Here is a 23,382-nt window from a genome sequence, read left to right as displayed (position 1 = left end):
ATCTTTAATTTTCTCCTTCTTTCAAGTAAATGCTTATAGATTCAGCCAATGCATCCGCAATCTTTTTTTGATAATCTTCATTTTTTAGCTTTTGCGATTCTTCAAGATTACTTAAAAATCCACACTCTACAATAACCCCTGGCATGTTATCATTACCTCTTAATACCTTATATTGAGTTCCTGCAGCCTTTGCTTTTCTCTTATTGGACTGGTCCAATTTATCTTTTAATGTACTTTGCATAATATTTGCTAATTTCTCACTTTCCTCATAATTTGAATACCATACTTGAGCACCTTTACAATAGGATTCTGGGAATGTATTTAAATGTATACTAACAAATACGTCACAATTTGTTTCTTCTTTTAAACTAACCCTTTTATTTAAGTCCTCATGCTTTTTCTCTTTAACTGATTTTCCTTCAGTATAAAGTCCAACATCTTCTGTTCTTGTAAATTCAACATTATATCCTTGACTCTTCAGATTTGCCCCTAAGAGTAGTCCAATATTTAGGTTTATATTCTTCTCTGTAGTTCCATCTTTAGATGAAGCACCTCCATCCATTCCTCCGTGCCCTGGATCAATCAGTATTATCTTACTTTTTTCTTGTTCTGATTCAGCATTTTTATAAGTAGTAACCACGTTATTTACATTAATTACAGACATGCATATGAATCCTAAAATAATTACTGTAAGTATAGATATTAATTTAGTGTTCTTAATGGTTCCCCCCACCTTTTTTATTACTCTGTAATTATACTTATTCATAAATCTCTACTATTATTCTTTTACCTACATAATAAAAACCTTTTGGATACATATTCTCCAAAAGGTTTTTAACATTATGATATAAAATACTACTAATTTAGTTTTCATATATTATTTCTGCTATATTTACTGAGTGATCTCCTATTCTTTCTAAATTACTTATTAAATCTAAGAAAATTGTTCCCACTACAGCATTACAGATACCAGTATTTAATCTCTTTATATGTGATGCTCTTAATTCTTTTTCAAGAGAGTCTATTCTTTCTTCTATCCCTCTTATACCTGCTGCTTTATCTCTATTATAATTTTTAAAACAATCTATACTCATTTCTACTGCACTTACAGTATAGTCAAACATACCTTTTATTTCATTCAAAGCATCTGGAGAAAAGGTCAATCTTTTAGTGATCCTCTCACTCGCAAGGTCTGCAATATTCTCTGCATGATCTCCTATACGCTCAATATCATTTACTACATGAAAATATGCAGCTAGTTCTGCTCTCTGCTCTTCTCCTAAATCTGAGTTAGACAACTTAACTAAATACCTTGTGATATCATGTTCTAGTAAATTTATTACTTTTTCATTGTTGTATGCTACTTTTATTTGTTCCTCATCACCTTGTAAAAAAGAATTCATAGCTACTTTTAGATTTTCCTTTGCCTTCTCAGCCATTCTTACAATTTCATTAGTTGTTTGACCAAAGGCTATTGCTGGAGTCTCTAGTAACCTTTCATCTATATATTTAACTCCTGGTACATCCTTCTCCTCTTCACCAGGAATTATCTTATTAACAAAGGCAACAAGATATTTAATTAAAGGAAGTAATAGTAGCGTATTTACCAAATTAAATAAAGTGTGAGCATTTGCTATTTGTCTTGGTATAGCTTCTGCCCCTGCATTTGGGCTTATTGCTAAAACTACATCAGCTAAGAATGTAACTGGAATGATTAAGAATATAACGGCTCCTATTAAGTTAAATAACAAGTGAATAACTGCTGCTTTTTTTGCAGTTATTGAAGTTCCTATACTAGATATTAAGGCTGTCACGCATGTCCCAATGTTATTACCTAATAATATTGGTATTGCTACAGTTAATGGTAAACTTCCTGTAGATGCTAATGCTACTAGTATACCTGTAGAAGCTGATGAGCTTTGAAGTACAGCTGTCATCATCATTCCTATTAAAAGTCCAAATATAGTATGTCCTTCTAATTTTAGTATTAAATTTGTAAAGAATACTGATTCTTTAAGAGGCAACATTGCACTTGACATAAGTTTTAACCCTAAAAATAATATTCCAAAACCAAGAACAATTTGACCCACTTCTTTTACTTTTCTTTTATTGCAAAAAAGTATCATAACTGCACCAATAGCTAAAAATACAGGTGCAAAAGCATCAAATTTAAATGTTATTAATTGAGCTGTTATTGTAGTTCCAATGTTAGCTCCCATTATAACAGAAGTTGCTTGATACAAATTCATGAGCCCTGCATTAACAAATCCAACAATCATTACTGTAGTAGCACTACTACTTTGAATAATAGCAGTAACGATAGTACCAGTTAATACACCTTTTACTGGATTAGATGTTATTCTATCAAAAATTCCTTTCAGTTTATCTCCTGCTGCATTTTCAAGACCATCTCCCATTAGCTTCATTCCATATAGAAAAAGTCCCAGTCCTCCTAAAAGGTTAATAATCAAAAATATGATATTATACATCAATTTACCTCCCACAACAAATCTCATTCCTCGATATGTACATTGTCTTTATTCATTAAAATTCCATACTAATAATACACTATAATTAAATTTATGTTAATACCTTTTTACATATTTAACATGAATTTAACATAACTTTTCATAAATATGTAAGTAGTTTTGCAATTTTAATTTCACTAATGTTATAAATAAAAAGTCTTGACTAAAAAAATTTTCCAAAAAATAAAAATAAGGAGTATATGCACTCCTTATTTTTATATGACATACAGTTGTATGTACAAATACTATCTTTTTGAGAATTGAGAAGCTCTTCTTGCTTTCTTAAGACCGTATTTCTTTCTTTCTTTCATTCTTGGGTCTCTTGTTAAGAATCCAGCTTTTTTAAGTTCTGGTCTTAAGCTCTCATCAGCTTTTAATAAAGCTCTTGATACTCCGTGTCTGATAGCTCCAGCTTGACCTGTGTATCCACCACCGTGTACATTAACTAAAACGTCAAATTTATCTTTAGTTCCTGTTAATACTAATGGTTGGTTAACTATGAATTTTAATGTATCTAATCCAAAATAGTTATCCATATCTCTTTTATTTATTACAACTTTACCTTCACCAGGTACAAGTCTTACTCTAGCAACTGATTTCTTTCTTCTACCTGTTCCAAAATGTTGAACTTTTGCCATTATTTATTCCTCCTTACAATACTATATTAGTATTTTAATTCTAATACTTCTGGTTTTTGAGCATGATTTTTGTGCTCTGGTCCTCTGTAAACTGTTAGCTTCTTAGCCATTTGTCTTCCAAGAACTCCTTTTGGAAGCATTCTTCTTACAGCTTCTTCAAATACGAATTCTGGCTTCTTAGCTAATGCTTCTCTGTAAGGGATCTCTTTTAATCCGCCTGGATATAATGAGTGATGTCTTAACATTTTTTGATCTAATTTCTTTCCTGTTAAAACTATTTTCTCTGCATTTACAACTATTACATAATCTCCAGTATCTACGTTTGGAGTAAATTCTGGTTTATTTTTACCTCTTAATATAGAAGCTATTTGACTTGCAGCTCTACCTAAAGTCATTCCTTCAACGTCTACTACATACCATTTTCTTTGTATTTCACTTGGTTTAGCTAAGTATGATTTCATCTTACTACCTCCCTGATTTTTAACAATTATAATTCTATGGATAAAGATCCGGGGCTAATGGATCTTACACACAAATATTTATTATACGAACAAAATTTATTATAATACAATTTCCCGGGTGTGTCAATAATTTTTACTATTATTAATAATAAACTTCAATTAAACATAAACCCTGAGGTGAACATGTCTTTCCTGCTTTTTTTCGATCTCTACTTAATATTATTTTAGGTATATCCTCTGCTTTTATCTTCCCACTTCCTACATCTATAAGAGTTCCTATTATAATTCTTGCCATATTATATAAAAATCCATCAGCAGCTATATATACTTTGATATAGTCTTGATTTTTAACTATATCAACTTTACTAATAGTTCTTGTAGTTGTTTTAACTGAACTTCCTATATTCCTAAAAGCCTCAAAATCGTGAGTTCCTATAAAAAACTTTGCAGCTTCATTCATTTTCTCTATGCATAAATTCTTTCTATAGTGATATGAAAAATTTCTACATATAGGCATTCTTACTTCTGTATTTAATATTGTATAACAATACATCTTCCCTTTTGAATCATATCTAGCATGAAAATCATCATCAACTTGTGATGACTTAATTACAGATATATCTTCTGGTAATACATGATTTAATGCTTCCCTAAACTTTTCTACAGGAATATTATTATTAGTCTTAAAATTACACACATATCCTTTAGCATGGACTTTACTATCTGTTCTGCTACAGCCAACTAATTCAACTTTTTCACCAGTGAGCTTAGAAATTGCACTTTCAACTGTTCCTTGAACTGTTTCTCCCTTAGGTTGTTTTTGCCAACCCATATAATTAGTTCCGTCATATTCTAGTATTAACTTAACATTTTTCATATATATATCCCTTTATTCTACTACATCTAAAATCTCATATATATAACTATTACAGTTAATGTTGCCATTACAACCATTCCAACATAATCTCTAGAAGTGACTTTAAGTATTTTCATTCTAGTTCTTCCTTCTCCACCTCTATAACATCTAGCTTCCATTGCCATTGCTAATTCATCTGCTCTTCTAAAGGAACTAATGAATAGTGGTACAAGTAATGGTATAAGGCTTTTAGCTCTATTCACGATACTTCCACTTTCAAAATCTGCACCTCTTGCCTTTTGAGCCTTCATTATTTTATCAGTCTCATCCATTAAAGTAGGTATAAACCTTAGTGCAATAGTCATCATCATAGCAAGTTCATGAGCTGGTACCCCAATTCGTTTAAATGGTCCTAGCAATTTTTCTATTCCATCAGTAAGTTCTATTGGTGATGTAGTTAAGGTTAATAGAGATGTTCCTATAATAAGAAAAGTAAGTCTTAAAACCATGAATACAGCTGTTACTATACCTTCTTTATATATTTTTACAAATCCCCATTGCCATAATAATACGCTGCCTCTAGTTAAAAACACATTAAATAGTGCTGTTATTATCATTAGTATAAATATAGGCTTTAACCCCTTATATATGTATCTAAATTGAATCTTAGATACCATTATAGCCATCATTGTAAATATAAAAATAACAATATATCCTGAGAACTCTTTTATTAAAAATAAGTCTATTATAAATAGTAAGGAAAATAGTATCTTTACCCTAGCATCTAACTTATGGACAAATGAATCTCCAGGTATATATTGGCCTATGGTAATATCTTTAATCATATTTACTCCTCCACAACTTTATAAAAGGAGCCTAGTTTTTTGCTAGTATCCTAAGTAACTCTTTTTTAGCTTGTTCTAATGTGAAAATATCATCAGGTAATTCAAATCCAACCTTTCTCAATTCTCGCATAAGATATGTTACCTGTGGCACTGCAAGACCTACATTTTCTAAAGTATCCACTTCTTTAAAAATTTCCTTTGGTGTACCATCTAATACACATTTTCCTTCATCCATTACTAATATTCGGTCTGCAACCTTTGCCACATCCTCCATACTATGAGATACAAGAATGATAGTCATGTTATAAGATTTATGAAGTTTATATAGCTCTCCTAGAATTTCATCTCTCCCCTTAGGGTCTAATCCAGCTGTTGGCTCGTCTAATATTAAAACCTTTGGTTCCATAGCTACAACTCCAGCTATTGCTACTCTTCTTTTTTGTCCTCCACTTAGGTCAAATGGAGATTTATTTTTGTAAGTTTCATAGTCTAAACCTACCATATCCATAGCTCTTTTAGTTCTCTCTAAAGCTTCTTCATCATTAAGCCCTAAATTCTTAGGTCCAAACATTATGTCCTTTTCTATTGTTTCTTCAAAAAGTTGGTATTCTGCGTATTGAAATACTAAGCCAACCTTTTTTCTTATGTCTGTAAGCTTAACTCCACTAGCAGTAATATCTACATCATCCACAATTATTTTCCCTTGGTTAGGCTTCAATAATCCATTCATATGCTGTATCAATGTAGACTTACCTGAGCCTGTATGTCCAATGAGAGCTACAAATTCGCCATCATTTATATTCACATTAACATTACTAAGGGCAACCTTTTCAAAGGGAGTTTTAGCCATATATATATGAGTTAAATTTTCTATTTTAATTGACATAATTCTCTCACCATCTCATCTATAGTTAATATATCTGATTTTATATTAACACCTGATTTATTTAATTCATAAGCCAATTCTGTCATTTGTGGTACATCCAAACCTAAGTTTTTCATAATTTCTACATTTTGAAATACTTCTCTTGGCTTTCCTTCTACTATAACTTTTCCTGAATCCATAACATATATCTTATCTGCTGCAACAGCTTCTTCCATAAAGTGTGTTATGTATACTATTGTAATTCCATTTTTTTTATTTAAATCCATTATTGTACTCATAACTTCTTTTCTTCCAGATGGATCAAGCATGGCTGTTGGTTCATCTAATACTATACACTCAGGCATCATAGCTAATATACCAGCAATAGCTACACGTTGCTTTTGACCTCCAGATAGAAGATGTGGTCCATGTTTTTTATAATCATACATGTTTACTCTCTTAAGTGACTCATCTACTCTTCTTCTTATCTCATTGGTTTCTACTCCTAAGTTCTCCGGTCCAAAAGCTACATCCTCTTCTACTATGGTAGCAACGATTTGGTTGTCAGGATTTTGAAAAACCATACCTGCTTTGCTTCTTACATTCCATACATTTTCCTCATTACTAGTATCATATCCAGACACACTAATTTTGCCCTCTGTCGGAATTAAGAGTGCATTTATATGCTTTGCAAAAGTAGATTTTCCTGATCCATTATGACCTAATACAACTACAAATTCGCCCTTATTAATGGTAATATTAACACCATCTATAGCTAATTTTATATTACCTTCACTATCCGGAGGATAAGTATATCTCAAGTTTTCACTAATAATTTCTGGTATTTTTACACTCGATGAATTTAAATTATCAAATTCATTCATTTTATTGGTTTCATTAGACTGTTTTATTTGATTATCTCTAAAATTTATATTAGTTTCCATCAATTATCCCTCCATTAGAGAGTTACTATCTAAAGTTCAATTTTATAACAAAACGGGGACTAAGTTAGCCTTACTTAATCCCCTTGAATTATTATACTAATTCTAATACAACAACCTCTGCTCCATCGCCTCTTCTTGGTCCCATTTTCATTATTCTAGTGTATCCACCATTTCTCTCAGCGTATTTTGGAGCTACGTTATCAAATAAATTCTTAACAACATCCTCTTCTGTAACAAATGCAAGCACTTGTCTTCTAGCATGAAGATCTCCTCTTTTAGCTAAAGTTATCATTTTCTCAGCTAATCTTTTAGTTTCTTTTGCTCTAGCTTCAGTTGTTTCTATTCTACCGTGCTTTAAGAAACTAGTCGTAAGATTTCTAAGCATTGCCATTCTTTGATCAGTTGGACGTCCTAACTTACGTTGCTGTGCCATATCTATACCTCCTTACTCTTCGCTAGGTTTGAATCCCAATCCTAAGCCTTCAAGTTTTTGTTCAACCTCTTCAAGAGATTTCTTTCCTAGGTTTCTTACCTTCATCATATCATCCATTGATTTTTCTGTTAACTCTTGAACAGTATTAATACCTGCTCTCTTTAAGCAGTTAAAGCTTCTAACAGATAAATCTAATTCTTCAATAGTCATTTCTAGGACTTTTTCTTTCTTATCTTCTTCTTTTTCTATCATTATCTCAACATTATCTGCATGATCAGTTAATGTCATAAATAACTTAAAGTGTTCGATAAGAATTTTAGCTGATAAACCAATGGCTTCATCAGGTCTAATAGTTCCATTTGTCCAAATTTCTATAGTTAATTTATCATAATCTGTGATCTGTCCTACTCTTGTATTCTCAACTGTAAAGTTAACTCTCTTAACTGGAGTATATATTGAATCAACAGGTATAGTTGATATTGGCTTATCATCAGTTTTGTTCTTATTTTGAGAAACATAACCTCTACCACTATTAATATTTATCTCCATAAATAACTTTCCACCATCATCTAGTGTAGCTATATGAAGATCCTTATTAACTACTTCAACATCTCCGTCTGCTTTAATATCTGCTCCTGTAACTTCACCAGGACCTTCAGCATCAATATATATTGTTCTTGGGCCCTCACCAGACATCTTAAGTGCTAATTCCTTTATATTTAGAATTAACTCAGAAACATCTTCTTTAACTCCATGTATAGTTGAGAATTCATGTAAAACACCATCAATTTTAATCGAATTAGCAGCAACTCCAGGTAGTGAAGAAAGAAGAATTCTTCTTAATGCATTACCTAAAGTTATTCCATAACCTCTTTCTAATGGTTCAACAACAAACTTGCCATATGTACCATTTTCAGCGGTTTCAACACATTCTATTTTTGGCTTTTCAATTTCTAACATTTATAACCCTCCTTTTAAATTTAGTGGTTTTTTTATATCGAGGGCAACTGATTACATTATTGACTATTTACTGTATAACTCAACGATTAATGTTTCGTTAACAGGAACGTCTATGTCTTCTCTTGCTGGTATTGAAGCAACCTTACCTTCAAATGATTCAATATTTCCTTCTAACCAAGTTGGTAGAGTTTTTGGATTTTCAGCAAAAACTTTGAATTTTTCAGAAGATCTGCTTTTTTCTCTAACTGATATTACATCTCCAGCTTTAACAGAGTAAGATGCGATATCTACTTTTTTACCATTTACTAAGAAATGTCCGTGGTTTACTAATTGTCTAGCTTCAACTCTTGAGCTTCCGTATCCTAATCTATAAACAACGTTATCTAATCTTAATTCTAGGAATTTTAATAAGTTTTCACCTGTAATTCCTCTTTGCTTTTCAGCTTTCTCATAGTACTTTCTAAATTGTCCTTCTAGAACTCCATATATTCTCTTAGCTTTTTGCTTTTCTCTTAATTGAGTTCCATAGTTTGACATTTTCTTTCTACTTTGACCGTGCTGACCTGGTGCATAACCTCTTCTAGTAAAAGCGCACTTCTCAGTAAAGCATCTATCACCTTTAAGGTTAAGCTTAAGGCCCTCTCTTCTACAAAGTCTGCATGTAGCGCCTGTGTATCTTGCCATTCATTACACCTCCTGTTAATTAAACTCTTCTTCTTTTTGGTGGTCTACATCCATTGTGTGGAATTGGAGTTACATCTTTAATTAAAGTAACTTCTAATCCTGCAGCTTGAAGTGATCTTATAGCCGCTTCTCTTCCTGCTCCTGGACCTTTAACGTAAACTTCTATACTTTTTAAACCATGTTCCATCGCTGCTTTAGCTGCTGTTTCAGCTGCCATTTGAGCTGCAAATGGAGTACTTTTTCTTGAACCTCTAAATCCTAATCCACCAGCACTTGCCCATGACAATGCGTTTCCAGCTGCATCAGTAAGTGTAACGATGGAATTATTGAAAGTAGATTTAATGTGTGCAGCACCGTGCTCAACATTTTTTCTTTCTTTTTTTCTTCTACTTCTAACTTTCTTTTGAGCCATTATATTCCCTCCTTACTATTTCTTCTTACCTACTATAGTCTTCTTAGGACCTTTTCTTGTTCTTGCATTAGTCTTAGTCTTTTGACCTCTAACTGTAAGACCTCTTCTATGTCTTATTCCTCTATAACATCCGATTTCTTTAAGTCTCTTTATATCTAAGGCAACTTTTCTTCTAAGATCACCTTCGACCATTATGTTCTTATTTACATAATCTCTTAAAGTATTTACTTCATCTTCAGTTAAATCCTTGATTCTTGTATCCGGATTCACTCCTGTAGCTTCAAGTATCTCATGAGATTTTGGTAGTCCTATACCAAATATATAAGTTAGACCTATCTCAACTCTTTTTTCTTTTGGTAGGTCAATACCTGCAATTCTTGCCATCTACAATCTACACCTCCTAAGTATCACTACTTATTTATTTTCATTAACCTTGTTTTTGTTTATGTTTAGGATTTTCACAGATAACCATTACTCTTCCTTTTCTTTTTATAACTTTACATTTTTCACATATAGGTTTAACTGATGGTCTTACCTTCATAGCTAACCCTCCTTATTACTTATCTCTCCAAGTTATTCTCCCACGAGTCAAATCATATGGAGAAAGTTCTACTGTAACCTTATCGCCTGGTAAAATTCTTATAAAGTTCATTCTTAACTTTCCAGAAATATGAGCAAGTATCTTGTGCCCACTCTCTAATTCAACTTGGAAAGTTGCATTAGGTAGAGTTTCTAGAACGACACCTTGCATTTCAATTATATCATCTTTTGACATAAGGGTAATCAAACCTCCTCTATTATATCCTCAACCTGCAAAAATTTTCTTATTTTAGAATTACTGATCTTTCCATCAGATAAGATAGTACTTCTAATATCTTCAGCCAAAATATTTGTAAAAGACAAATGCTTAATTTTCTTTTTCTTTGGCCTATCAATTTTTCTAAGGTCTCCATCTGAAATATAGACATACTTATCGTCTATTATACCAATAATGATAAAGTATTTTCCTTTATCTCTTCCTGATTTTGAATGTACTACCTTACCTAAAAGGCTGTCATCATCCACACTAGTCACCTCATTAGCTCAAAGTTAGTATTTCTACACCATCATTAGTTATAGCTATAGTATTTTCGTAATGAGCAGATAACTTTCCATCACTAGTCACTACAGTCCAACCATCTGGTTTAATTTTAACTTTGTAATTTCCCATGTTTATCATAGGTTCAATTGCAAGTACTACACCGTGTACTAACTTAGGACCTTTTCCAGCAGTACCGTAATTAGGAACTTGTGGGTCTTCATGCATAGCAGTTCCTATGCCGTGTCCAACAAAATCCCTAACCACAGAATATCCAAAACTCTCAGCATGCTTTTGAATAGCTGCTGAAATATCGGTAAGTCTGTTCCCCACTACTGCTTTTTCAATGCCCTTAAAGAATGATTCTTTAGTGACATCTATTAGATGTTGTGCTTCCTTAGAAATACTTCCTACTGGAAAAGTTCGTGCAGCATCACCATGATAGCCATTAAGTATCGCTCCACAATCAACACTGATTATATCACCTTCAACTAATACGGTGTCATTCGGGATACCATGTATTACTACATCATTTACTGATGCACATATTGATCCTGGAAACCCTCCATATCCTTTAAAAGATGGTATAGCTCCTTGTGCTAATATAAACTCTTCAGCAAGTTTATCAATTTCTGCAGTGGTTATTCCTGGTTTTATTACCTCTTGAATCATTGCTAGGGTATCGGCAACAACCTTACCAGCACTCCTCATATATTCTAGTTCTGTATCACTCTTAATATTCATCACTATTTATCGCTCCTAAGATACCACAGATATTCTTAAAAACATCATTAATAGCTTGCGTTCCATCAACTTCTGCTAATAGATTTTTCTTTCTATAGTACTCTATTAACGGTTGAGTTTGTGCATCATATATTTCAAGTCTTTCACTTACTGTCGCTTCATTATCATCTGTTCTTTGTATTACAACACTACCGCAAACGTCACACTTTCCATCGTTTTTAGTAGGATTATATTTTACGTGATAACTAGCTCCACAAGTAGTACATACACGTCTTCCTGTCATTCTATCTATAATAAAACCCTTAGGAACCTCTATCAATAGGGCAGTATCTAGTTTTAATTTCATTTCTTTAAGTAAAACTTCTAATGCCTCTGCTTGATTTACAGTCCTTGGATAACCATCTAGTAAAAATCCATTTTTGCAGTCATCCTGCTTTAATCTATCTTTAATTAAATCGATAGTTAATTCATCTGGTACTAGATGACCTTTATCTATATATTTTTTAGCTTCAATCCCTAAAGGCGTTGCTTGAGAGATATTATATCTAAAAATATCTCCAGTAGATATGTGTGGTATAGAGTATTTATTACAGATTGACTTTGCCTGAGTTCCTTTTCCGGCTCCAGGAGGACCTAATAAAATAACTCTCACTAGTATCAACTCCAAATTAAAATTTTTATTTAAGGAACCCTTCATAATGTCTCATTACTAGCTGAGATTCTAATTGTTTCATAGTATCAAGAGATACACCAACTAAAATTAATAAACTAGTTCCACCAAATGAAACTCCCTTAAAATTACTGAATATAGCTGCTAATATAGGCACTATAGCTATAATTCCAGCAAATGTTCCACCTAAAAGGGATATTCTTGTCAAAATCTTCTCTAAGTAAATTTCAGTTTTTTCACCTGGTCTTATACCTGGAATAAATCCTGATGATTTATTCATATTTTCAGCCATCTCGTCTGGTTTGAAAGTAATTATAGTATAAAACCAAGCAAAGAATAATACTAATAAAAAGTATGCTATTACATATTTTATAGTATCTTGCTTAAATATACTCCAAGAACTGTTATTAACAAATACCGCAAAGGAAGATTCCGGCCATATTTGTGCTATAACCGATGGAAATTGCATTACTGACATACCAAAGATTATTGCCATAACTCCAGAAGAATTTAATCCTATTGGAATATGTGATGATTGACCTTTTATAACTTTTCTTCCTATTGCCTTACCGGCATATTGCACTGGAATTCTTCGTTCTGCTAAATTTATAACAATTACTGTAATTAATAAAGCTAAAGCTACTGCTACGAATATTACAACCTCTACCGGACTAACCTCTCCTGTTTTAAGAAGCCCTGCTATTTGATAAGCTGTTTGTGGTAGTGAAGATATTATGTTTACAAATATAATCACTGATACACCACTTCCAATTCCATATACTGAAATTTGTTCACCTATCCATACCAACAAGGCCGTACCCGTTGTCATTGTTAGTATTATTAGTAAAAGGCCCATTGAACCTTCTATCAATATAGCTCCTGAGCTTTTTATTAAGGCATATGCTGCATATGCTTGAATAACAGCAAATACTAGAGCTGCATATTTAGTATAGTTTTGTATTTTCTTTCTTCCCTCTTGACCCTCTTTAGAAAGTTGCTCTAAATAAGGAATTGCAATTGTAAGTAATTGAATTATAATCGATGCATTGATGTACGGAGTAACACCTAAAGCAAATATACTAAACTTACTAAAAGCTCCTCCTGCAATCATGTCATAGAAACTTAGAAGGGAACCAGAATTACTACTAACTAAAGTTGCAATCTTACTAGCATCCACTCCTGGTACTGGGATAAATACACCCATTCTAAAAATAATAACTATCATTAATGTAAATAGTATTCTTTTTCTTAGCTCAGGAACTCTCCAAGCGTTTCGTAGGGTTGATAACATCTATATCACCTCAACTTTTCCTCCTGCCGCTTCAATCTTCTCTGCTGCAGCTTTGGAAATCTTATTAGCTTTAACAGTTAATTTCTTTTCAATGTTACCATTTCCAAGAATCTTTATCCCATCGTTTACTCTCTTAGCCATTCCAGATTCACGAAGTAACTCTGGAGTAACTACAGTTCCATCCTCAAATATGTTTAGTCTATCTACGTTTATACAAGTATATTCTTTAGCAAATATATTTGTAAATCCTCTCTTAGGTAGTCTTCTATATAAAGGCATTTGACCTCCCTCAAATCCTGGTCTTACACCACCACCAGATCTTGAGTTTTGTCCTTTTTGACCTTTTCCAGCAGTTTTACCCCAACCTGAACCAGTACCTCTACCGATTCTCTTAGGAGATTTTTTTGCACCTTCTGCAGGTCTTAACTCATGAAGTCTCATATTTACACCTCCTTAGTTTAAGCTTCTTCTACTTTTAGTAGGTAACTTACTTTATTAATCATACCTCTGATCTGAGGAGTCTCCTCGTGCTCAACAGTTTTACCTATTTTTCTTAATCCAAGAGCCTCTACAGTAGCAATATGATCTTTCTTTCTACCAATTAAACTCTTTACTAATGTTACTTTAACTTTAGCCAAGGTTTTCCCCTCCTATCCTAGAATTTCTTCAACAGTTTTGCCTCTAAGTTTTGCAACTTGCTCTGCTGTTCTTAATTTTGATAATCCATCTATAGTTGCGCTAACCATGTTTCTTGGGTTGTTTGAACCTAATGATTTAGCTCTAACGTCCTTTAATCCTGCAAGCTCAAGTACTGCTCTTGCTGGACCTCCAGCGATAACACCTGTTCCTTCTGAAGCTGGCATTATGTGAACTGTACCAGTTCCAAATCTACCATCTATAGTATGAGGAACTGTAGTTCCATCTAATTCAACTTTAACGATGTTCTTTTTAGCATCTTCGATACCTTTTCTAATTGCTTCTGGTATTTCGATAGATTTTCCCATTCCAACACCAACGTGTCCGTTCTCATCACCAACAACTACTAGTGCGCTGAATCTGAAGTTTCTACCACCTTTAACAACCTTAGCAACTCTGTTTATGTGTACAACTTTCTCTTTAAGATCAAGTGTGCTAGGATCTATTTTCATGTGTGTACCTCCTTTTTTTAGAATTTAAGTCCTGCTTCTCTTGCACCTTCTGCAAGCATTTGTACTCTTCCGTGGTATACATATCCACCTCTATCGAATACAACCTCAGTAATTCCTGCTTCTATTGCTTTTTTAGCTACCACTTCACCAACTAGTTTTGCAGCTTCCTTATTGCTACCAACTTTTAGAGAAAAGTCTTTATCTAAACTAGATGCAGCAACTAATGTTCTTCCAGCAACATCATCTATAATTTGAGCATATATATTCTTTTCACTTCTGAACACTGCAAGTCTTGGTCTTTCAGCTGTTCCATGAATTTTTTTACGTACTCTTAAATGACGTCTTTCTCTTGATAGCTTTCTATCAGCTTTATTGAACATGAAATTCTCTCCTTTCTAATAGCTATTATTTACCAGTCTTACCTTCCTTACGTCTGATAACTTCATCAGAGTACTTAATACCCTTTCCTTTGTAAGGCTCAGGTTTTCTCCAAGTTCTTATATCAGCTGCAACATCACCAACTAATTCCTTGTCGATTCCTTTTACTACTATAGTATTAGCATCTGTTAATTCAAATGTAATTCCATCTACAGCATCTATTTCAACTGGGTGTGAGAATCCTAGGTTTAAAGTTAATCCCTTACCTTTTGCTGTTGCTCTATATCCAACACCAACTAATTGTAATGTCTTAGCGAAACCATTAGTTACTCCAATTACCATATTATTTATTAATGCTCTTGTTAATCCGTGTAGAGCTCTATGTTCTTTTATATCGCTTGGTCTTGTAACGACCACTTGATTATCCTCTATAGCTATGTTTATATTGTTCACCATTGCTTTAGTTAATTCCCCTTTAGGTCCTTTAACTGTAACAACGTTGTCTGGCGTTACTGTAACAGTTACACCAGCTGGAATAGCTATTGGAAGTCTTCCTACTCTTGACATAATCGCACCTCCTTGTTCCTAAACTACCAGATGTAGCAGATAACTTCTCCGCCTAATCCTAATTTTCTAGCTTCTCTATCAGAAACTAATCCTTTAGAAGTTGATATTATTGCAACTCCTAATCCATTTAAAACTTTAGGGATATCATCCTTACCACTATAAACTCTTAGTCCTGGCTTAGATATTCTCTTAAGTCCTGTTATAACTCTCTCTTTATTTTGGCCATATTTCATGCTAAGTCTTAACATTGAAACATTTCCATCTTGATATTCTTCTATATTTTTAATATATCCTTCTTGAAGCATAATGTTTGCTATGCCTTTCTTTATTGTTGAAGAAGGAACTTCTACTATTTCATGTCTAACAATATTTGCATTTCTTATACGTGTTAGCAAATCTGCTATCGGATCAGTCATATTCATTAATTGTGCCTCCTTTCGCTATGATCTGTATATTACCAGCTTGCCTTTTTGCATCCAGGAATTTGTCCTTTGTAAGCAAGTTCTCTGAAACATATACGGCAAATACCAAATTTCTTTAAGACAGAATGTGGTCTTCCACATAATCTGCATCTAGAGTATTCTCTAGTTGAATATTTCGGTTCTTTTTTCCACTTTTCTATTAAAGCTTTACGTGCCAAGTCATTCCCTCCTTTTATTGAGCAAATGGCATTCCAAGGAATCTTAATAATTCTCTTGCTTCCTCGTCTGTCTTTGCAGTAGTTACAAATATTATATCCATTCCTCTTACTTTATCAATTTTATCATATTCTATTTCAGGGAATATTAATTGTTCTTTTATTCCTAAAGCATAATTTCCTCTTCCATCAAATGATTTAGTAGGAACGCCTCTGAAGTCTCTAACTCTTGGTAATGCTATATTCATTAATTTGTCCGCAAATTGGAACATTTTCTCTTTTCTTAATGTAACTTTGCATCCAATTGCCATGTTATCTCTTATTTTAAAGTTGGCAACTGATTTCTTTGCTCTAGTTAATACAGCTTTTTGTCCAGTGATTAATTGCATATCACTTACAGCAGCATCTAAAACTTTAGAGTTATCTTTAGCTTCGCCAACTCCCATATTTATAACTATTTTTTCAAGTCTAGGTACTTGCATTATATTTTTGTATCCGAACTTATCCATCATAGCTGGTATTACTTCACTATTGTATTTCTCTTGTAGTCTTGTAACCATTTGTTAAACCTCCTTTCGCGAATTAAAATGTTTCTCCGCACTTTTTGCAAACTCTAACTTTTGTACCATCTTCTAGTACTTTATTGCTTATTCTAGTTACGCTCTTACACTTATCGCAATATAGCATAACTTTTGAGCTGTTAATAGCTGCTTCAAAGTTAACTATTCCACCTTGCATATTTTGTCTGTTTGGTTTTTGATGTTTAGTTACTACGTTAACGCCAGCAACTACAACTTTTCCAGTCTTAGGATAAACAGCTAAAACTTCTCCAGTTTTACCTTTGTCTTTTCCAGAGATAACCATAACAGTGTCTTTCTTTCTAACATGAACTTTCATCTTTGCTACCCCCTATCCTATAGTACTTCAGGTGCTAGTGATAATATTTTATTATATTCTTTATCTCTTAGCTCCCTAGCAACAGGTCCGAAGATACGAGTTCCTTTTGGATTCTTATCGTCTTTTATAATAACAGCTGCGTTCTCATCAAATCTGATATAAGTCCCGTCTGCTCTTCTCAAACCTTTAACTGATCTAACAATAACTGCTTTTACTACGTCACCTTTTTTAACAACTCCACCTGGTGTTGCACTTTTAACGCTAGCAACAATTACGTCTCCGATGTTTCCCCATTTTCTCTTGGAACCACCGAGTACTCTAATACACATTATTTCTTTAGCACCAGAGTTATCCGCTACTTTTAATAATGTTTGTTGTTGTATCATGTAAATACCCTCCCTTCAGTTAACTATTTAGCTCTTTCCATGATTTCAACAAGTCTCCATCTCTTATCCTTAGATAATGGTCTTGTTTCCATTATTAATACTCTATCGTTAACTTTTGCTTCATTATTTTCATCATGAGCCTTAAATTTAGTTGTTCTATTAACTGTTTTTCCATATAATGGATGTCTAACTTTAGTTTCAACAGCAACAACAATTGTCTTATCCATTTTGTCAGAAACTACTCTTCCGATTCTACTTTTTCTATTTCCTCTTTCCACAAGATGAACCTCCTTTCAGTATTACTGCTCACAAGCCCTTAATTCTTCTTCTCTAAGGATGGTTTTAATTTGGGCTATAGACTTCTTAACCTGTTTAATTCTCATTGGGTTTTCTAACTGTCCTGTAGCTAACTGAAATCTAAGGTTAAATAATTCTGATTTAAGATCAGATAGTTTTACATTTAAATCTTGAGGAGTACTTTGTCTCAACTCTTTCAATTCATTAGCCTTCATTGATTTCACCACCCATTTCCTCAAAATCTCTTCTAGTAACAAATTTGGTTGTTACTGGTAATTTGTGAGACGCAAGTCTCATAGCTTCTCTAGCAGCTTCTTCAGATACTCCAGATATTTCAAATAATACTCTACCTGGCTTAATTACTGCTACCCAGTACTCTGGTGAACCTTTACCAGAACCCATACGTGTTTCAGCTGGTTTTTCAGTTACTGGCTTATCAGGGAAGATTTTTATCCAAACCTTTCCTCCTCTTTTAACGTATCTATTTATAGCTATTCTGGCAGATTCGATTTGGTTGCTTGTAATCCAACCACATTCTGTTGCTTGTAAAGCATAATCTCCATAAGCGATGAAGTTACCTCTTGTAGCTTTACCTCTCATTCTACCACGTTGTACCTTACGATGTTTAACTCTTTTAGGCATTAACATGTCAAATTCCTCCTTCCTTACACGTTATTATGAGTTACTTTCTTCCTTTTCAACTTTCTTAGTTGGAAGAACCTCACCTTTATATACCCAAACTTTTACACCAATCTTACCATAGATTGTGTTTGCTTCTATAAATCCATAGTCGATATCAGCTCTTAAAGTTTGTAGTGGGATTGTTCCCTCATGATACTGTTCTGTTCTTGCGATTTCAGCTCCGCCTAATCTTCCTGAACATGCAGTCTTAACTCCTTTAACACCTGTTCTCATAGCTCTTTGAATTGTTTGTTTCATAGCTCTTCTGAAAGATATTCTCTTTTCTAGTTGAGCTGCTATGTTTTCAGCCATTAATTGTGCATTATTTTCTGGTGTTTTAACTTCTACTATGTTAATTAAAACAAATTTATCTTGAACAACTTCTTTTAATGCAACTTTAAGTTCTTCTATACTTTGACCGCCTTTTCCTATAACCATTCCAGGTTTTGCGGTATGTATATTTATTTTAACTCTTTTAGCTGCTCTTTCTATCTCAATTTTAGATATTCCAGCAGTGAATAATCTTTTCTTTAAATATTCTCTGATAGCATTATCTTCAACTAAGTTATCTGCAAAATTTTTCTTATCTGCATACCATTTAGCGTCCCAATCCTTGATAACACCAACTCTTAGGCCGTGTGGATGTACTTTTTGACCCACTCTATATCCCTCCTTCTTATGCTCTTTCTTTAACTACTATAGTTATATGGCTAGTTCTTTTTAAAATTCTGAATGCTCTACCTTGAGCGTGTGGTCTAAATCTCTTTAATGTTGGACCTGCGCCTGTATGAGCTTCTGCAACATATAATCTATTTCTGTCTAAATTAAAATTGTTTTCTGCATTCGCAACAGCTGATTTTAATAACTTATTAACAACAACAGCTGCATCTTTTGGAGTATATTGTAATATAGCGAAAGCTTCATTTACATTCTTATCTCTTATAAGGTCAAGAACAATCCCAACTTTCATAGGAGACATTCTTACATATTTAGCTATAGCTTTAGCTTCCATTGATAATTTCCTCCTTCCCGTACTATCTCATTCTACTTGATTTTTCCTTCGCGATATGACCTTTAAAAGTTCTAGTCAAAGCGAACTCTCCAAGTTTATGTCCTACCATATCTTCTTGAACATATACTGGTACGTGTTTTCTTCCATCATGTACAGCAATTGTGTGTCCTATCATTTGAGGAAAAATTGTAGAGCTTCTTGACCAAGTCTTTATAACTTTCTTTTCGCCAGCTTTGTTCATTTCTTCTATTTTATTTAGAAGAGATTCTTTTACAAAAGGTCCTTTTTTAATTGATCTACTCACTATTAGTGGCCTCCCTTCATGTAAAGTGGTTGTAATCAGAAGAGAATTTATTTCTCTTCTAACTATTTACCATTTCTTTTCTTAACAATAAATTTATCAGAGTATTTCTTAGTTTTTCTAGTTTTGTATCCAAGAGCTGGTTTACCCCATGGAGTACGTGGACTAGCATGACCAACTGGAGATTTACCTTCTCCACCTCCGTGTGGGTGGTCATTAGGGTTCATTACAGATCCTCTTACTGTTGGTCTGATACCCATATGTCTCTTTCTTCCTGCTTTACCTATACTAACAATTTCGTGAGTTAAGTTTGAAACTGTTCCTATTGTAGCTCTACAGTTTACTCTTACATATCTAACTTCTCCGCTTGGTAGTCTTACTTGAGCATAAGCTCCTTCTTTAGCCATTAATTGAGCTGAAGAACCTGCTGATCTAACAAGTTGAGCACCTTTTCCCACTTGTAATTCAATGTTATGAATTATTGTACCTATTGGTATGTTAATTATTGGAAGCGTATTTCCAACTTTGATGTCTGCATCTGATCCAGATACTACAACATCTCCAACTTTTAATCCAACTGGAGCTATTATGTATCTCTTCTCACCATCTGCATATACAACTAACGCAATATAAGCTGATCTATTTGGATCATACTCGATAGTTGCAACTTTAGCTGGTATACCATCTTTAGTTCTCTTGAAATCTATTAATCTATATTTTTGCTTCGCTCCACCACCGTGGTGACGAACAGTAATTTTACCTTGAGCATTTCTACCACCTGTTTTTTTCTTACTTACAAGAAGTGACTTTTCAGGTACATCTGTAGTTATTTCCTCAAATGAAGCCATAGTCATATTTCTTCTTGAAGGTGTGGTAGGGTTAAATTTTTTAACTGCCATTAGGTTTCCCTCCTTTTTCGCTTATCTGGCTCTAGCCAATAAATGCGTTATATTATTGCATTCCTTCAAAGAATTCAATTGCTTTGCTGTCAGCTGTTAATTTAATAACCGCTTTTTTGAAGTCAGCTCTTTTTCCAATGTGAACTCCAACTCTTTTAGTTTTACCTAAGTTTCTTAAAGTTTTAACATCTTCAACAGTTACTCCAAAAACTTCTTCAACAGCTTTTTTTATTTGAACTTTGTTTGCGTGTATGTCAACGATGAAAGTGTATTTTTTATCTGCCATAGCAGCCATACTTTTTTCAGTTATAACAGGTTTTCTTATTATATCATAACTAGTCATTTTCATTATGCATACACCTCCTCAATTTTTGATACAGCATCTTTAGTAATCATTAAGTTTTCATACTTTAATATGTCGTAAACATTTATGTTGTTTACAGGCACTACAGCTATTCCAGGAATGTTTCTTGCTGATTTATAAACATTCTCATTTGATTCAGCTACAACTATTAATGTCTTTTTAGTTTCAAAAGCATTAAGAACTTTCACCATTTCTTTAGTTTTAGGTGCATCGAAAGCTAAGTTTTCTAATACTATCATTTCATTATCTTGTACTTTTGAAGTTAAAGCTGATTTCATAGCTACTCTTCTCATACTCTTTGGAACTGAAACTCTGTAATCACGTGGTTTTGGTGCAAACACGATACCCCCGTGAATCCATTGTGGAGCTCTTATAGAACCTTGTCTTGCTCTTCCTGTTCCTTTTTGTCTCCAAGGCTTAATTCCTCCGCCTCTTACTTCAGCTCTTGTCTTAGCACTTTGGGTTCCTTGTCTTTTGTTAGCCAATTGAGCTAATACAACTTGGTGCATTGCTTCAACACTAACTTCTACCCCGAAAATGCTTTCATTTAATTGAATTTCTCCAACTTCTTTTTTCTCAGTGTTATACACTTTTACTGTAGGCATTCTGCATCCTCCTTTCCTTATGCTTTAACAGCGTTTCTTATTACTACTAAACCTTTGTTTGGTCCTGGTATTCCACCTTTTATAAGAATAATATTCTTTTCAGGTATTACTCTTACTACTTCAAGATTTAATACTGTAGTATTAACATTTCCCATATGTCCAGGCATTTTTTTATTTTTAAATGTTCTTGATGGGTCTGATGATGCTCCCATTGAACCTACTGCTCTATGGAATTTAGAACCGTGGCTCATTGGTCCTCTGTGGAAGTTCCATCTTTTGATTACGCCAGCGAATCCTTTTCCTTTAGATATTCCAGATACATCTATTTTATCTCCTGCTGCGAAAATTTCTGCTTTTATTTCAGAACCTACTTCGTAAGCACTTGTATCTTCTAATCTAAATTCTTTTATGTGTCTTCTTACAACAACACCAGCTTTTGTGAATTCACCTTTCTTAGGTTTATTCACTAACTTTTCTCTTATATCTCCAAATCCAACTTTTATGGCTTCATATCCATCATTTTCTACGGTTTTCTTTTGGATTACTACGCATGGACCAGCTTCTACAACTGTTACAGGTACTACTCTTCTATTTTCATCAAATATTTGAGTCATTCCTAATTTTTTACCCATTATAGCTTTTTTCATTTAAATACACCTCCTACTTATTAGCGGACCACATAGTGATCATAATAGTTAGTAATAGTTTTTCTATTACCCGTACATCATAGTTCAATTTCATGTACTATGTACGATTATAATTTTATTTCGATATCTACACCTGCTGGTAAGTCTAATCTCATTAATGCATCAACAGTTTTTGGTGATGGACTTAATATATCGATTAGTCTTTTATGAGTTCTTATTTCGAACTGCTCTCTTGAATCTTTGTATTTGTGTGGAGCTCTTAGAACAGTTATTACATCTTTCTCAGTTGGTAGTGGTACTGGACCAGCTACTTTAGCCCCTGTGTTTTTAGCAGTCTCAACAATCTTCTCTGCTGATTGATCTAGTATTGTGTGATCAAACGCTTTTAATCTGATTCTGATTTTTTGTTTTGACATTTCATTCCCTCCTTTTCATCGCACGCTATTACTTCTTACGCGCAACAGCGGAAGTTCTGTAAACTGTTCCTGGCGTTTCTTATTTTTAAGAAACATAGCAACACCACAGACCCCGTCGCCCAATTCTTGATTGGGCATGCTCGGTTAAGAATTCCCCCGGAAGCCCGGCAACCTCTTACCTCATCGCTGTTACCATATTGCAACTTCTATAGTATACATTATTTTATTAGCTTTGACAAGAGTTTTTATTCATTTTTTATGCTTGCAAGTTTTTAATATCTTTAATTTTCTTCAATAAAAATATTATATATTTAATATGTAACTTTACTAACTATTTGTTTATATAATTGCCTAAAATTCAGAATATATAAAGTTATTAGCTAACTTTTTTATTTTTTAAGTAAATATATTATACAAACGATATTTATGTATTTTACATCATGTAATATTTAAATTCAATAGATAAAATAAGGCAAAATCTATTATTATAGATTTTTCTTTATCTTTACTTATACAATTGATATCTCATTAATGTATGTCTATATAATATGAAAAAAATAGAGAGATAGGCGTCCCCATCTCTCTATTTTACCTAGGTTTTATTGTGCACATTTTCTTTTCAGGATAATAAATAATTTATTTATAAGTCTTAAACCTTAATTATTTAATGATAGAAGTTACAACTCCTGATCCTACTGTTCTTCCACCTTCTCTGATAGCGAATCTTAATCCTTCATC

General features: G+C 33.3%; 41 protein-coding genes. All 41 read right to left on the bottom strand.

From position 1 onward, the window contains the following. Positions 1 to 4 precede the first annotated feature (4 nt). A complete protein-coding gene (gene cwlD / locus ABDZ93_RS09175) occupies positions 5 to 766 on the bottom strand; it encodes an N-acetylmuramoyl-L-alanine amidase CwlD (RefSeq protein ID WP_343825698.1) in 762 nt (253 codons plus the stop codon). A gap of 97 nt (positions 767 to 863) precedes the next feature. Beyond that, positions 864 to 2,489: a Na/Pi cotransporter family protein gene (locus ABDZ93_RS09170; RefSeq protein WP_343825697.1), complete on the bottom strand. Its 1,626-nt coding sequence runs from the start codon at positions 2,487 to 2,489 to the stop codon at positions 864 to 866. Between the two features lie 284 nt (positions 2,490 to 2,773). Further along, complete coding sequence (gene rpsI, locus ABDZ93_RS09165; RefSeq protein WP_343825695.1) at positions 2,774 to 3,166, bottom strand: 30S ribosomal protein S9; 393 nt, start codon at positions 3,164 to 3,166, stop codon at positions 2,774 to 2,776. A 26-nt stretch (positions 3,167 to 3,192) separates the two neighbouring features. Then, positions 3,193 to 3,627 (bottom strand): 50S ribosomal protein L13, encoded by a 435-nt coding sequence (gene rplM, locus ABDZ93_RS09160; RefSeq protein WP_147520521.1) that lies wholly within the window; start codon positions 3,625 to 3,627, stop codon positions 3,193 to 3,195. Positions 3,628 to 3,769: 142 nt separating this feature from the next. Then, positions 3,770 to 4,504, bottom strand: a complete 735-nt coding sequence (gene truA, locus ABDZ93_RS09155; protein ID WP_343825692.1) for a tRNA pseudouridine(38-40) synthase TruA — start codon at positions 4,502 to 4,504, stop codon at positions 3,770 to 3,772. 26 nt (positions 4,505 to 4,530) lie between these two features. Continuing rightward, positions 4,531 to 5,328: an energy-coupling factor transporter transmembrane component T family protein gene (locus ABDZ93_RS09150; RefSeq protein ID WP_343825691.1), complete on the bottom strand. Its 798-nt coding sequence runs from the start codon at positions 5,326 to 5,328 to the stop codon at positions 4,531 to 4,533. 31 nt (positions 5,329 to 5,359) lie between these two features. Then, positions 5,360 to 6,214, bottom strand: coding sequence for an energy-coupling factor transporter ATPase (locus tag ABDZ93_RS09145; RefSeq protein ID WP_343825689.1), 855 nt, complete (start codon positions 6,212 to 6,214; stop codon positions 5,360 to 5,362). Next, positions 6,199 to 7,077, bottom strand: a complete 879-nt coding sequence (locus ABDZ93_RS09140; RefSeq protein ID WP_425544785.1) for an energy-coupling factor transporter ATPase — start codon at positions 7,075 to 7,077, stop codon at positions 6,199 to 6,201. Before ABDZ93_RS09140 ends, ABDZ93_RS09145 begins: the two co-directional genes overlap by 16 nt. A gap of 151 nt (positions 7,078 to 7,228) precedes the next feature. After that, on the bottom strand, positions 7,229 to 7,570 hold the full coding sequence (gene rplQ, locus ABDZ93_RS09135; RefSeq protein WP_035133348.1) for a 50S ribosomal protein L17: 342 nt from the start codon (positions 7,568 to 7,570) through the stop codon (positions 7,229 to 7,231). A 12-nt stretch (positions 7,571 to 7,582) separates the two neighbouring features. Beyond that, positions 7,583 to 8,530: a DNA-directed RNA polymerase subunit alpha gene (locus ABDZ93_RS09130; RefSeq protein WP_343825685.1), complete on the bottom strand. Its 948-nt coding sequence runs from the start codon at positions 8,528 to 8,530 to the stop codon at positions 7,583 to 7,585. 63 nt (positions 8,531 to 8,593) lie between these two features. Further along, entirely contained in the window at positions 8,594 to 9,214 is a 621-nt protein-coding gene (gene rpsD, locus ABDZ93_RS09125; protein WP_150845882.1) for a 30S ribosomal protein S4, read from the bottom strand. Between the two features lie 19 nt (positions 9,215 to 9,233). Further along, positions 9,234 to 9,626 carry a 30S ribosomal protein S11 gene (rpsK, locus tag ABDZ93_RS09120; RefSeq protein WP_035133342.1) on the bottom strand — a complete coding sequence of 131 codons (393 nt, stop codon included), beginning with the start codon at positions 9,624 to 9,626 and terminating at the stop codon, positions 9,234 to 9,236. A gap of 15 nt (positions 9,627 to 9,641) precedes the next feature. Next, on the bottom strand, positions 9,642 to 10,010 hold the full coding sequence (gene rpsM, locus ABDZ93_RS09115) for a 30S ribosomal protein S13 (RefSeq protein ID WP_343825681.1): 369 nt from the start codon (positions 10,008 to 10,010) through the stop codon (positions 9,642 to 9,644). A gap of 43 nt (positions 10,011 to 10,053) precedes the next feature. Next, positions 10,054 to 10,167: a 50S ribosomal protein L36 gene (gene rpmJ, locus ABDZ93_RS09110; protein WP_003373491.1), complete on the bottom strand. Its 114-nt coding sequence runs from the start codon at positions 10,165 to 10,167 to the stop codon at positions 10,054 to 10,056. A gap of 15 nt (positions 10,168 to 10,182) precedes the next feature. Continuing rightward, positions 10,183 to 10,401, bottom strand: coding sequence for a translation initiation factor IF-1 (infA, locus tag ABDZ93_RS09105; RefSeq protein WP_035133338.1), 219 nt, complete (start codon positions 10,399 to 10,401; stop codon positions 10,183 to 10,185). Between the two features lie 8 nt (positions 10,402 to 10,409). After that, positions 10,410 to 10,691, bottom strand: coding sequence for a KOW domain-containing RNA-binding protein (locus tag ABDZ93_RS09100; RefSeq protein WP_343825680.1), 282 nt, complete (start codon positions 10,689 to 10,691; stop codon positions 10,410 to 10,412). Positions 10,692 to 10,704: 13 nt separating this feature from the next. Continuing rightward, positions 10,705 to 11,451 (bottom strand): type I methionyl aminopeptidase, encoded by a 747-nt coding sequence (gene map, locus ABDZ93_RS09095; RefSeq protein WP_343825678.1) that lies wholly within the window; start codon positions 11,449 to 11,451, stop codon positions 10,705 to 10,707. After that, positions 11,438 to 12,100: an adenylate kinase gene (locus ABDZ93_RS09090; protein WP_343825677.1), complete on the bottom strand. Its 663-nt coding sequence runs from the start codon at positions 12,098 to 12,100 to the stop codon at positions 11,438 to 11,440. The genes map and ABDZ93_RS09090 overlap by 14 nt, the downstream gene beginning before the upstream one ends. 25 nt (positions 12,101 to 12,125) lie before the next feature. Further along, positions 12,126 to 13,409 carry a preprotein translocase subunit SecY gene (gene secY / locus ABDZ93_RS09085; RefSeq protein ID WP_343825676.1) on the bottom strand — a complete coding sequence of 428 codons (1,284 nt, stop codon included), beginning with the start codon at positions 13,407 to 13,409 and terminating at the stop codon, positions 12,126 to 12,128. Continuing rightward, on the bottom strand, positions 13,410 to 13,850 hold the full coding sequence (gene rplO / locus ABDZ93_RS09080; protein ID WP_035133331.1) for a 50S ribosomal protein L15: 441 nt from the start codon (positions 13,848 to 13,850) through the stop codon (positions 13,410 to 13,412). It abuts the gene before it with no gap. Positions 13,851 to 13,867: 17 nt separating this feature from the next. Next, the gene (gene rpmD / locus ABDZ93_RS09075) at positions 13,868 to 14,047 is read right to left on the bottom strand and encodes a 50S ribosomal protein L30 (protein ID WP_343825675.1); all 180 of its coding nucleotides are present in this window, start codon (positions 14,045 to 14,047) and stop codon (positions 13,868 to 13,870) included. A 12-nt stretch (positions 14,048 to 14,059) separates the two neighbouring features. Continuing rightward, positions 14,060 to 14,557 carry a 30S ribosomal protein S5 gene (rpsE, locus tag ABDZ93_RS09070; RefSeq protein ID WP_343825674.1) on the bottom strand — a complete coding sequence of 166 codons (498 nt, stop codon included), beginning with the start codon at positions 14,555 to 14,557 and terminating at the stop codon, positions 14,060 to 14,062. A gap of 17 nt (positions 14,558 to 14,574) precedes the next feature. Beyond that, a complete protein-coding gene (gene rplR / locus ABDZ93_RS09065) occupies positions 14,575 to 14,937 on the bottom strand; it encodes a 50S ribosomal protein L18 (protein WP_150845878.1) in 363 nt (120 codons plus the stop codon). A 25-nt stretch (positions 14,938 to 14,962) separates the two neighbouring features. Further along, positions 14,963 to 15,502 (bottom strand): 50S ribosomal protein L6, encoded by a 540-nt coding sequence (gene rplF, locus ABDZ93_RS09060; protein ID WP_343825671.1) that lies wholly within the window; start codon positions 15,500 to 15,502, stop codon positions 14,963 to 14,965. Between the two features lie 23 nt (positions 15,503 to 15,525). After that, the gene (gene rpsH, locus ABDZ93_RS09055) at positions 15,526 to 15,924 is read right to left on the bottom strand and encodes a 30S ribosomal protein S8 (protein WP_147520505.1); all 399 of its coding nucleotides are present in this window, start codon (positions 15,922 to 15,924) and stop codon (positions 15,526 to 15,528) included. Positions 15,925 to 15,956: 32 nt separating this feature from the next. Continuing rightward, positions 15,957 to 16,142, bottom strand: a complete 186-nt coding sequence (locus ABDZ93_RS09050) for a type Z 30S ribosomal protein S14 (RefSeq protein WP_035133318.1) — start codon at positions 16,140 to 16,142, stop codon at positions 15,957 to 15,959. A gap of 14 nt (positions 16,143 to 16,156) precedes the next feature. Further along, positions 16,157 to 16,699: a 50S ribosomal protein L5 gene (gene rplE, locus ABDZ93_RS09045; RefSeq protein ID WP_343825668.1), complete on the bottom strand. Its 543-nt coding sequence runs from the start codon at positions 16,697 to 16,699 to the stop codon at positions 16,157 to 16,159. A 22-nt stretch (positions 16,700 to 16,721) separates the two neighbouring features. Further along, positions 16,722 to 17,036, bottom strand: a complete 315-nt coding sequence (gene rplX, locus ABDZ93_RS09040; RefSeq protein WP_343825667.1) for a 50S ribosomal protein L24 — start codon at positions 17,034 to 17,036, stop codon at positions 16,722 to 16,724. 17 nt (positions 17,037 to 17,053) lie between these two features. Continuing rightward, a complete protein-coding gene (gene rplN / locus ABDZ93_RS09035) occupies positions 17,054 to 17,422 on the bottom strand; it encodes a 50S ribosomal protein L14 (RefSeq protein WP_035133311.1) in 369 nt (122 codons plus the stop codon). Between the two features lie 23 nt (positions 17,423 to 17,445). Further along, positions 17,446 to 17,700, bottom strand: a complete 255-nt coding sequence (gene rpsQ, locus ABDZ93_RS09030; protein ID WP_035133308.1) for a 30S ribosomal protein S17 — start codon at positions 17,698 to 17,700, stop codon at positions 17,446 to 17,448. A 21-nt stretch (positions 17,701 to 17,721) separates the two neighbouring features. Then, complete coding sequence (rpmC, locus tag ABDZ93_RS09025) at positions 17,722 to 17,934, bottom strand: 50S ribosomal protein L29 (protein WP_035133305.1); 213 nt, start codon at positions 17,932 to 17,934, stop codon at positions 17,722 to 17,724. Then, positions 17,924 to 18,367, bottom strand: a complete 444-nt coding sequence (gene rplP / locus ABDZ93_RS09020) for a 50S ribosomal protein L16 (RefSeq protein WP_035133300.1) — start codon at positions 18,365 to 18,367, stop codon at positions 17,924 to 17,926. The genes rpmC and rplP overlap by 11 nt, the downstream gene beginning before the upstream one ends. A gap of 27 nt (positions 18,368 to 18,394) precedes the next feature. Then, entirely contained in the window at positions 18,395 to 19,060 is a 666-nt protein-coding gene (gene rpsC, locus ABDZ93_RS09015; protein ID WP_343825664.1) for a 30S ribosomal protein S3, read from the bottom strand. Positions 19,061 to 19,076: 16 nt separating this feature from the next. Then, positions 19,077 to 19,412 (bottom strand): 50S ribosomal protein L22, encoded by a 336-nt coding sequence (gene rplV / locus ABDZ93_RS09010; protein WP_035133296.1) that lies wholly within the window; start codon positions 19,410 to 19,412, stop codon positions 19,077 to 19,079. A 22-nt stretch (positions 19,413 to 19,434) separates the two neighbouring features. Beyond that, the gene (gene rpsS, locus ABDZ93_RS09005; RefSeq protein ID WP_035133294.1) at positions 19,435 to 19,716 is read right to left on the bottom strand and encodes a 30S ribosomal protein S19; all 282 of its coding nucleotides are present in this window, start codon (positions 19,714 to 19,716) and stop codon (positions 19,435 to 19,437) included. Between the two features lie 62 nt (positions 19,717 to 19,778). Beyond that, positions 19,779 to 20,612 (bottom strand): 50S ribosomal protein L2, encoded by an 834-nt coding sequence (gene rplB, locus ABDZ93_RS09000; protein WP_343825662.1) that lies wholly within the window; start codon positions 20,610 to 20,612, stop codon positions 19,779 to 19,781. 52 nt (positions 20,613 to 20,664) lie between these two features. Further along, positions 20,665 to 20,961 (bottom strand): 50S ribosomal protein L23, encoded by a 297-nt coding sequence (rplW, locus tag ABDZ93_RS08995; protein ID WP_343825661.1) that lies wholly within the window; start codon positions 20,959 to 20,961, stop codon positions 20,665 to 20,667. Continuing rightward, on the bottom strand, positions 20,961 to 21,581 hold the full coding sequence (gene rplD, locus ABDZ93_RS08990; protein WP_343825660.1) for a 50S ribosomal protein L4: 621 nt from the start codon (positions 21,579 to 21,581) through the stop codon (positions 20,961 to 20,963). Before rplD ends, rplW begins: the two co-directional genes overlap by 1 nt. A gap of 17 nt (positions 21,582 to 21,598) precedes the next feature. Next, a complete protein-coding gene (rplC, locus tag ABDZ93_RS08985; protein ID WP_343825659.1) occupies positions 21,599 to 22,228 on the bottom strand; it encodes a 50S ribosomal protein L3 in 630 nt (209 codons plus the stop codon). Positions 22,229 to 22,335: 107 nt separating this feature from the next. After that, a complete protein-coding gene (gene rpsJ / locus ABDZ93_RS08980; protein WP_035133283.1) occupies positions 22,336 to 22,644 on the bottom strand; it encodes a 30S ribosomal protein S10 in 309 nt (102 codons plus the stop codon). A gap of 660 nt (positions 22,645 to 23,304) precedes the next feature. After that, positions 23,305 to 23,382 (bottom strand): EF-Tu C-terminal domain-related protein (locus ABDZ93_RS08975; protein WP_486187758.1); only part of this gene is annotated, 78 nt, incomplete at its 5' end.

The organism is Clostridium subterminale (genome assembly GCF_039521425.1).
Taxonomy (GTDB): Bacteria; Bacillota; Clostridia; order Clostridiales; family Clostridiaceae; genus Clostridium_J; species Clostridium_J subterminale.
This window is presented reverse-complemented; position numbering and strand designations above follow the sequence as displayed.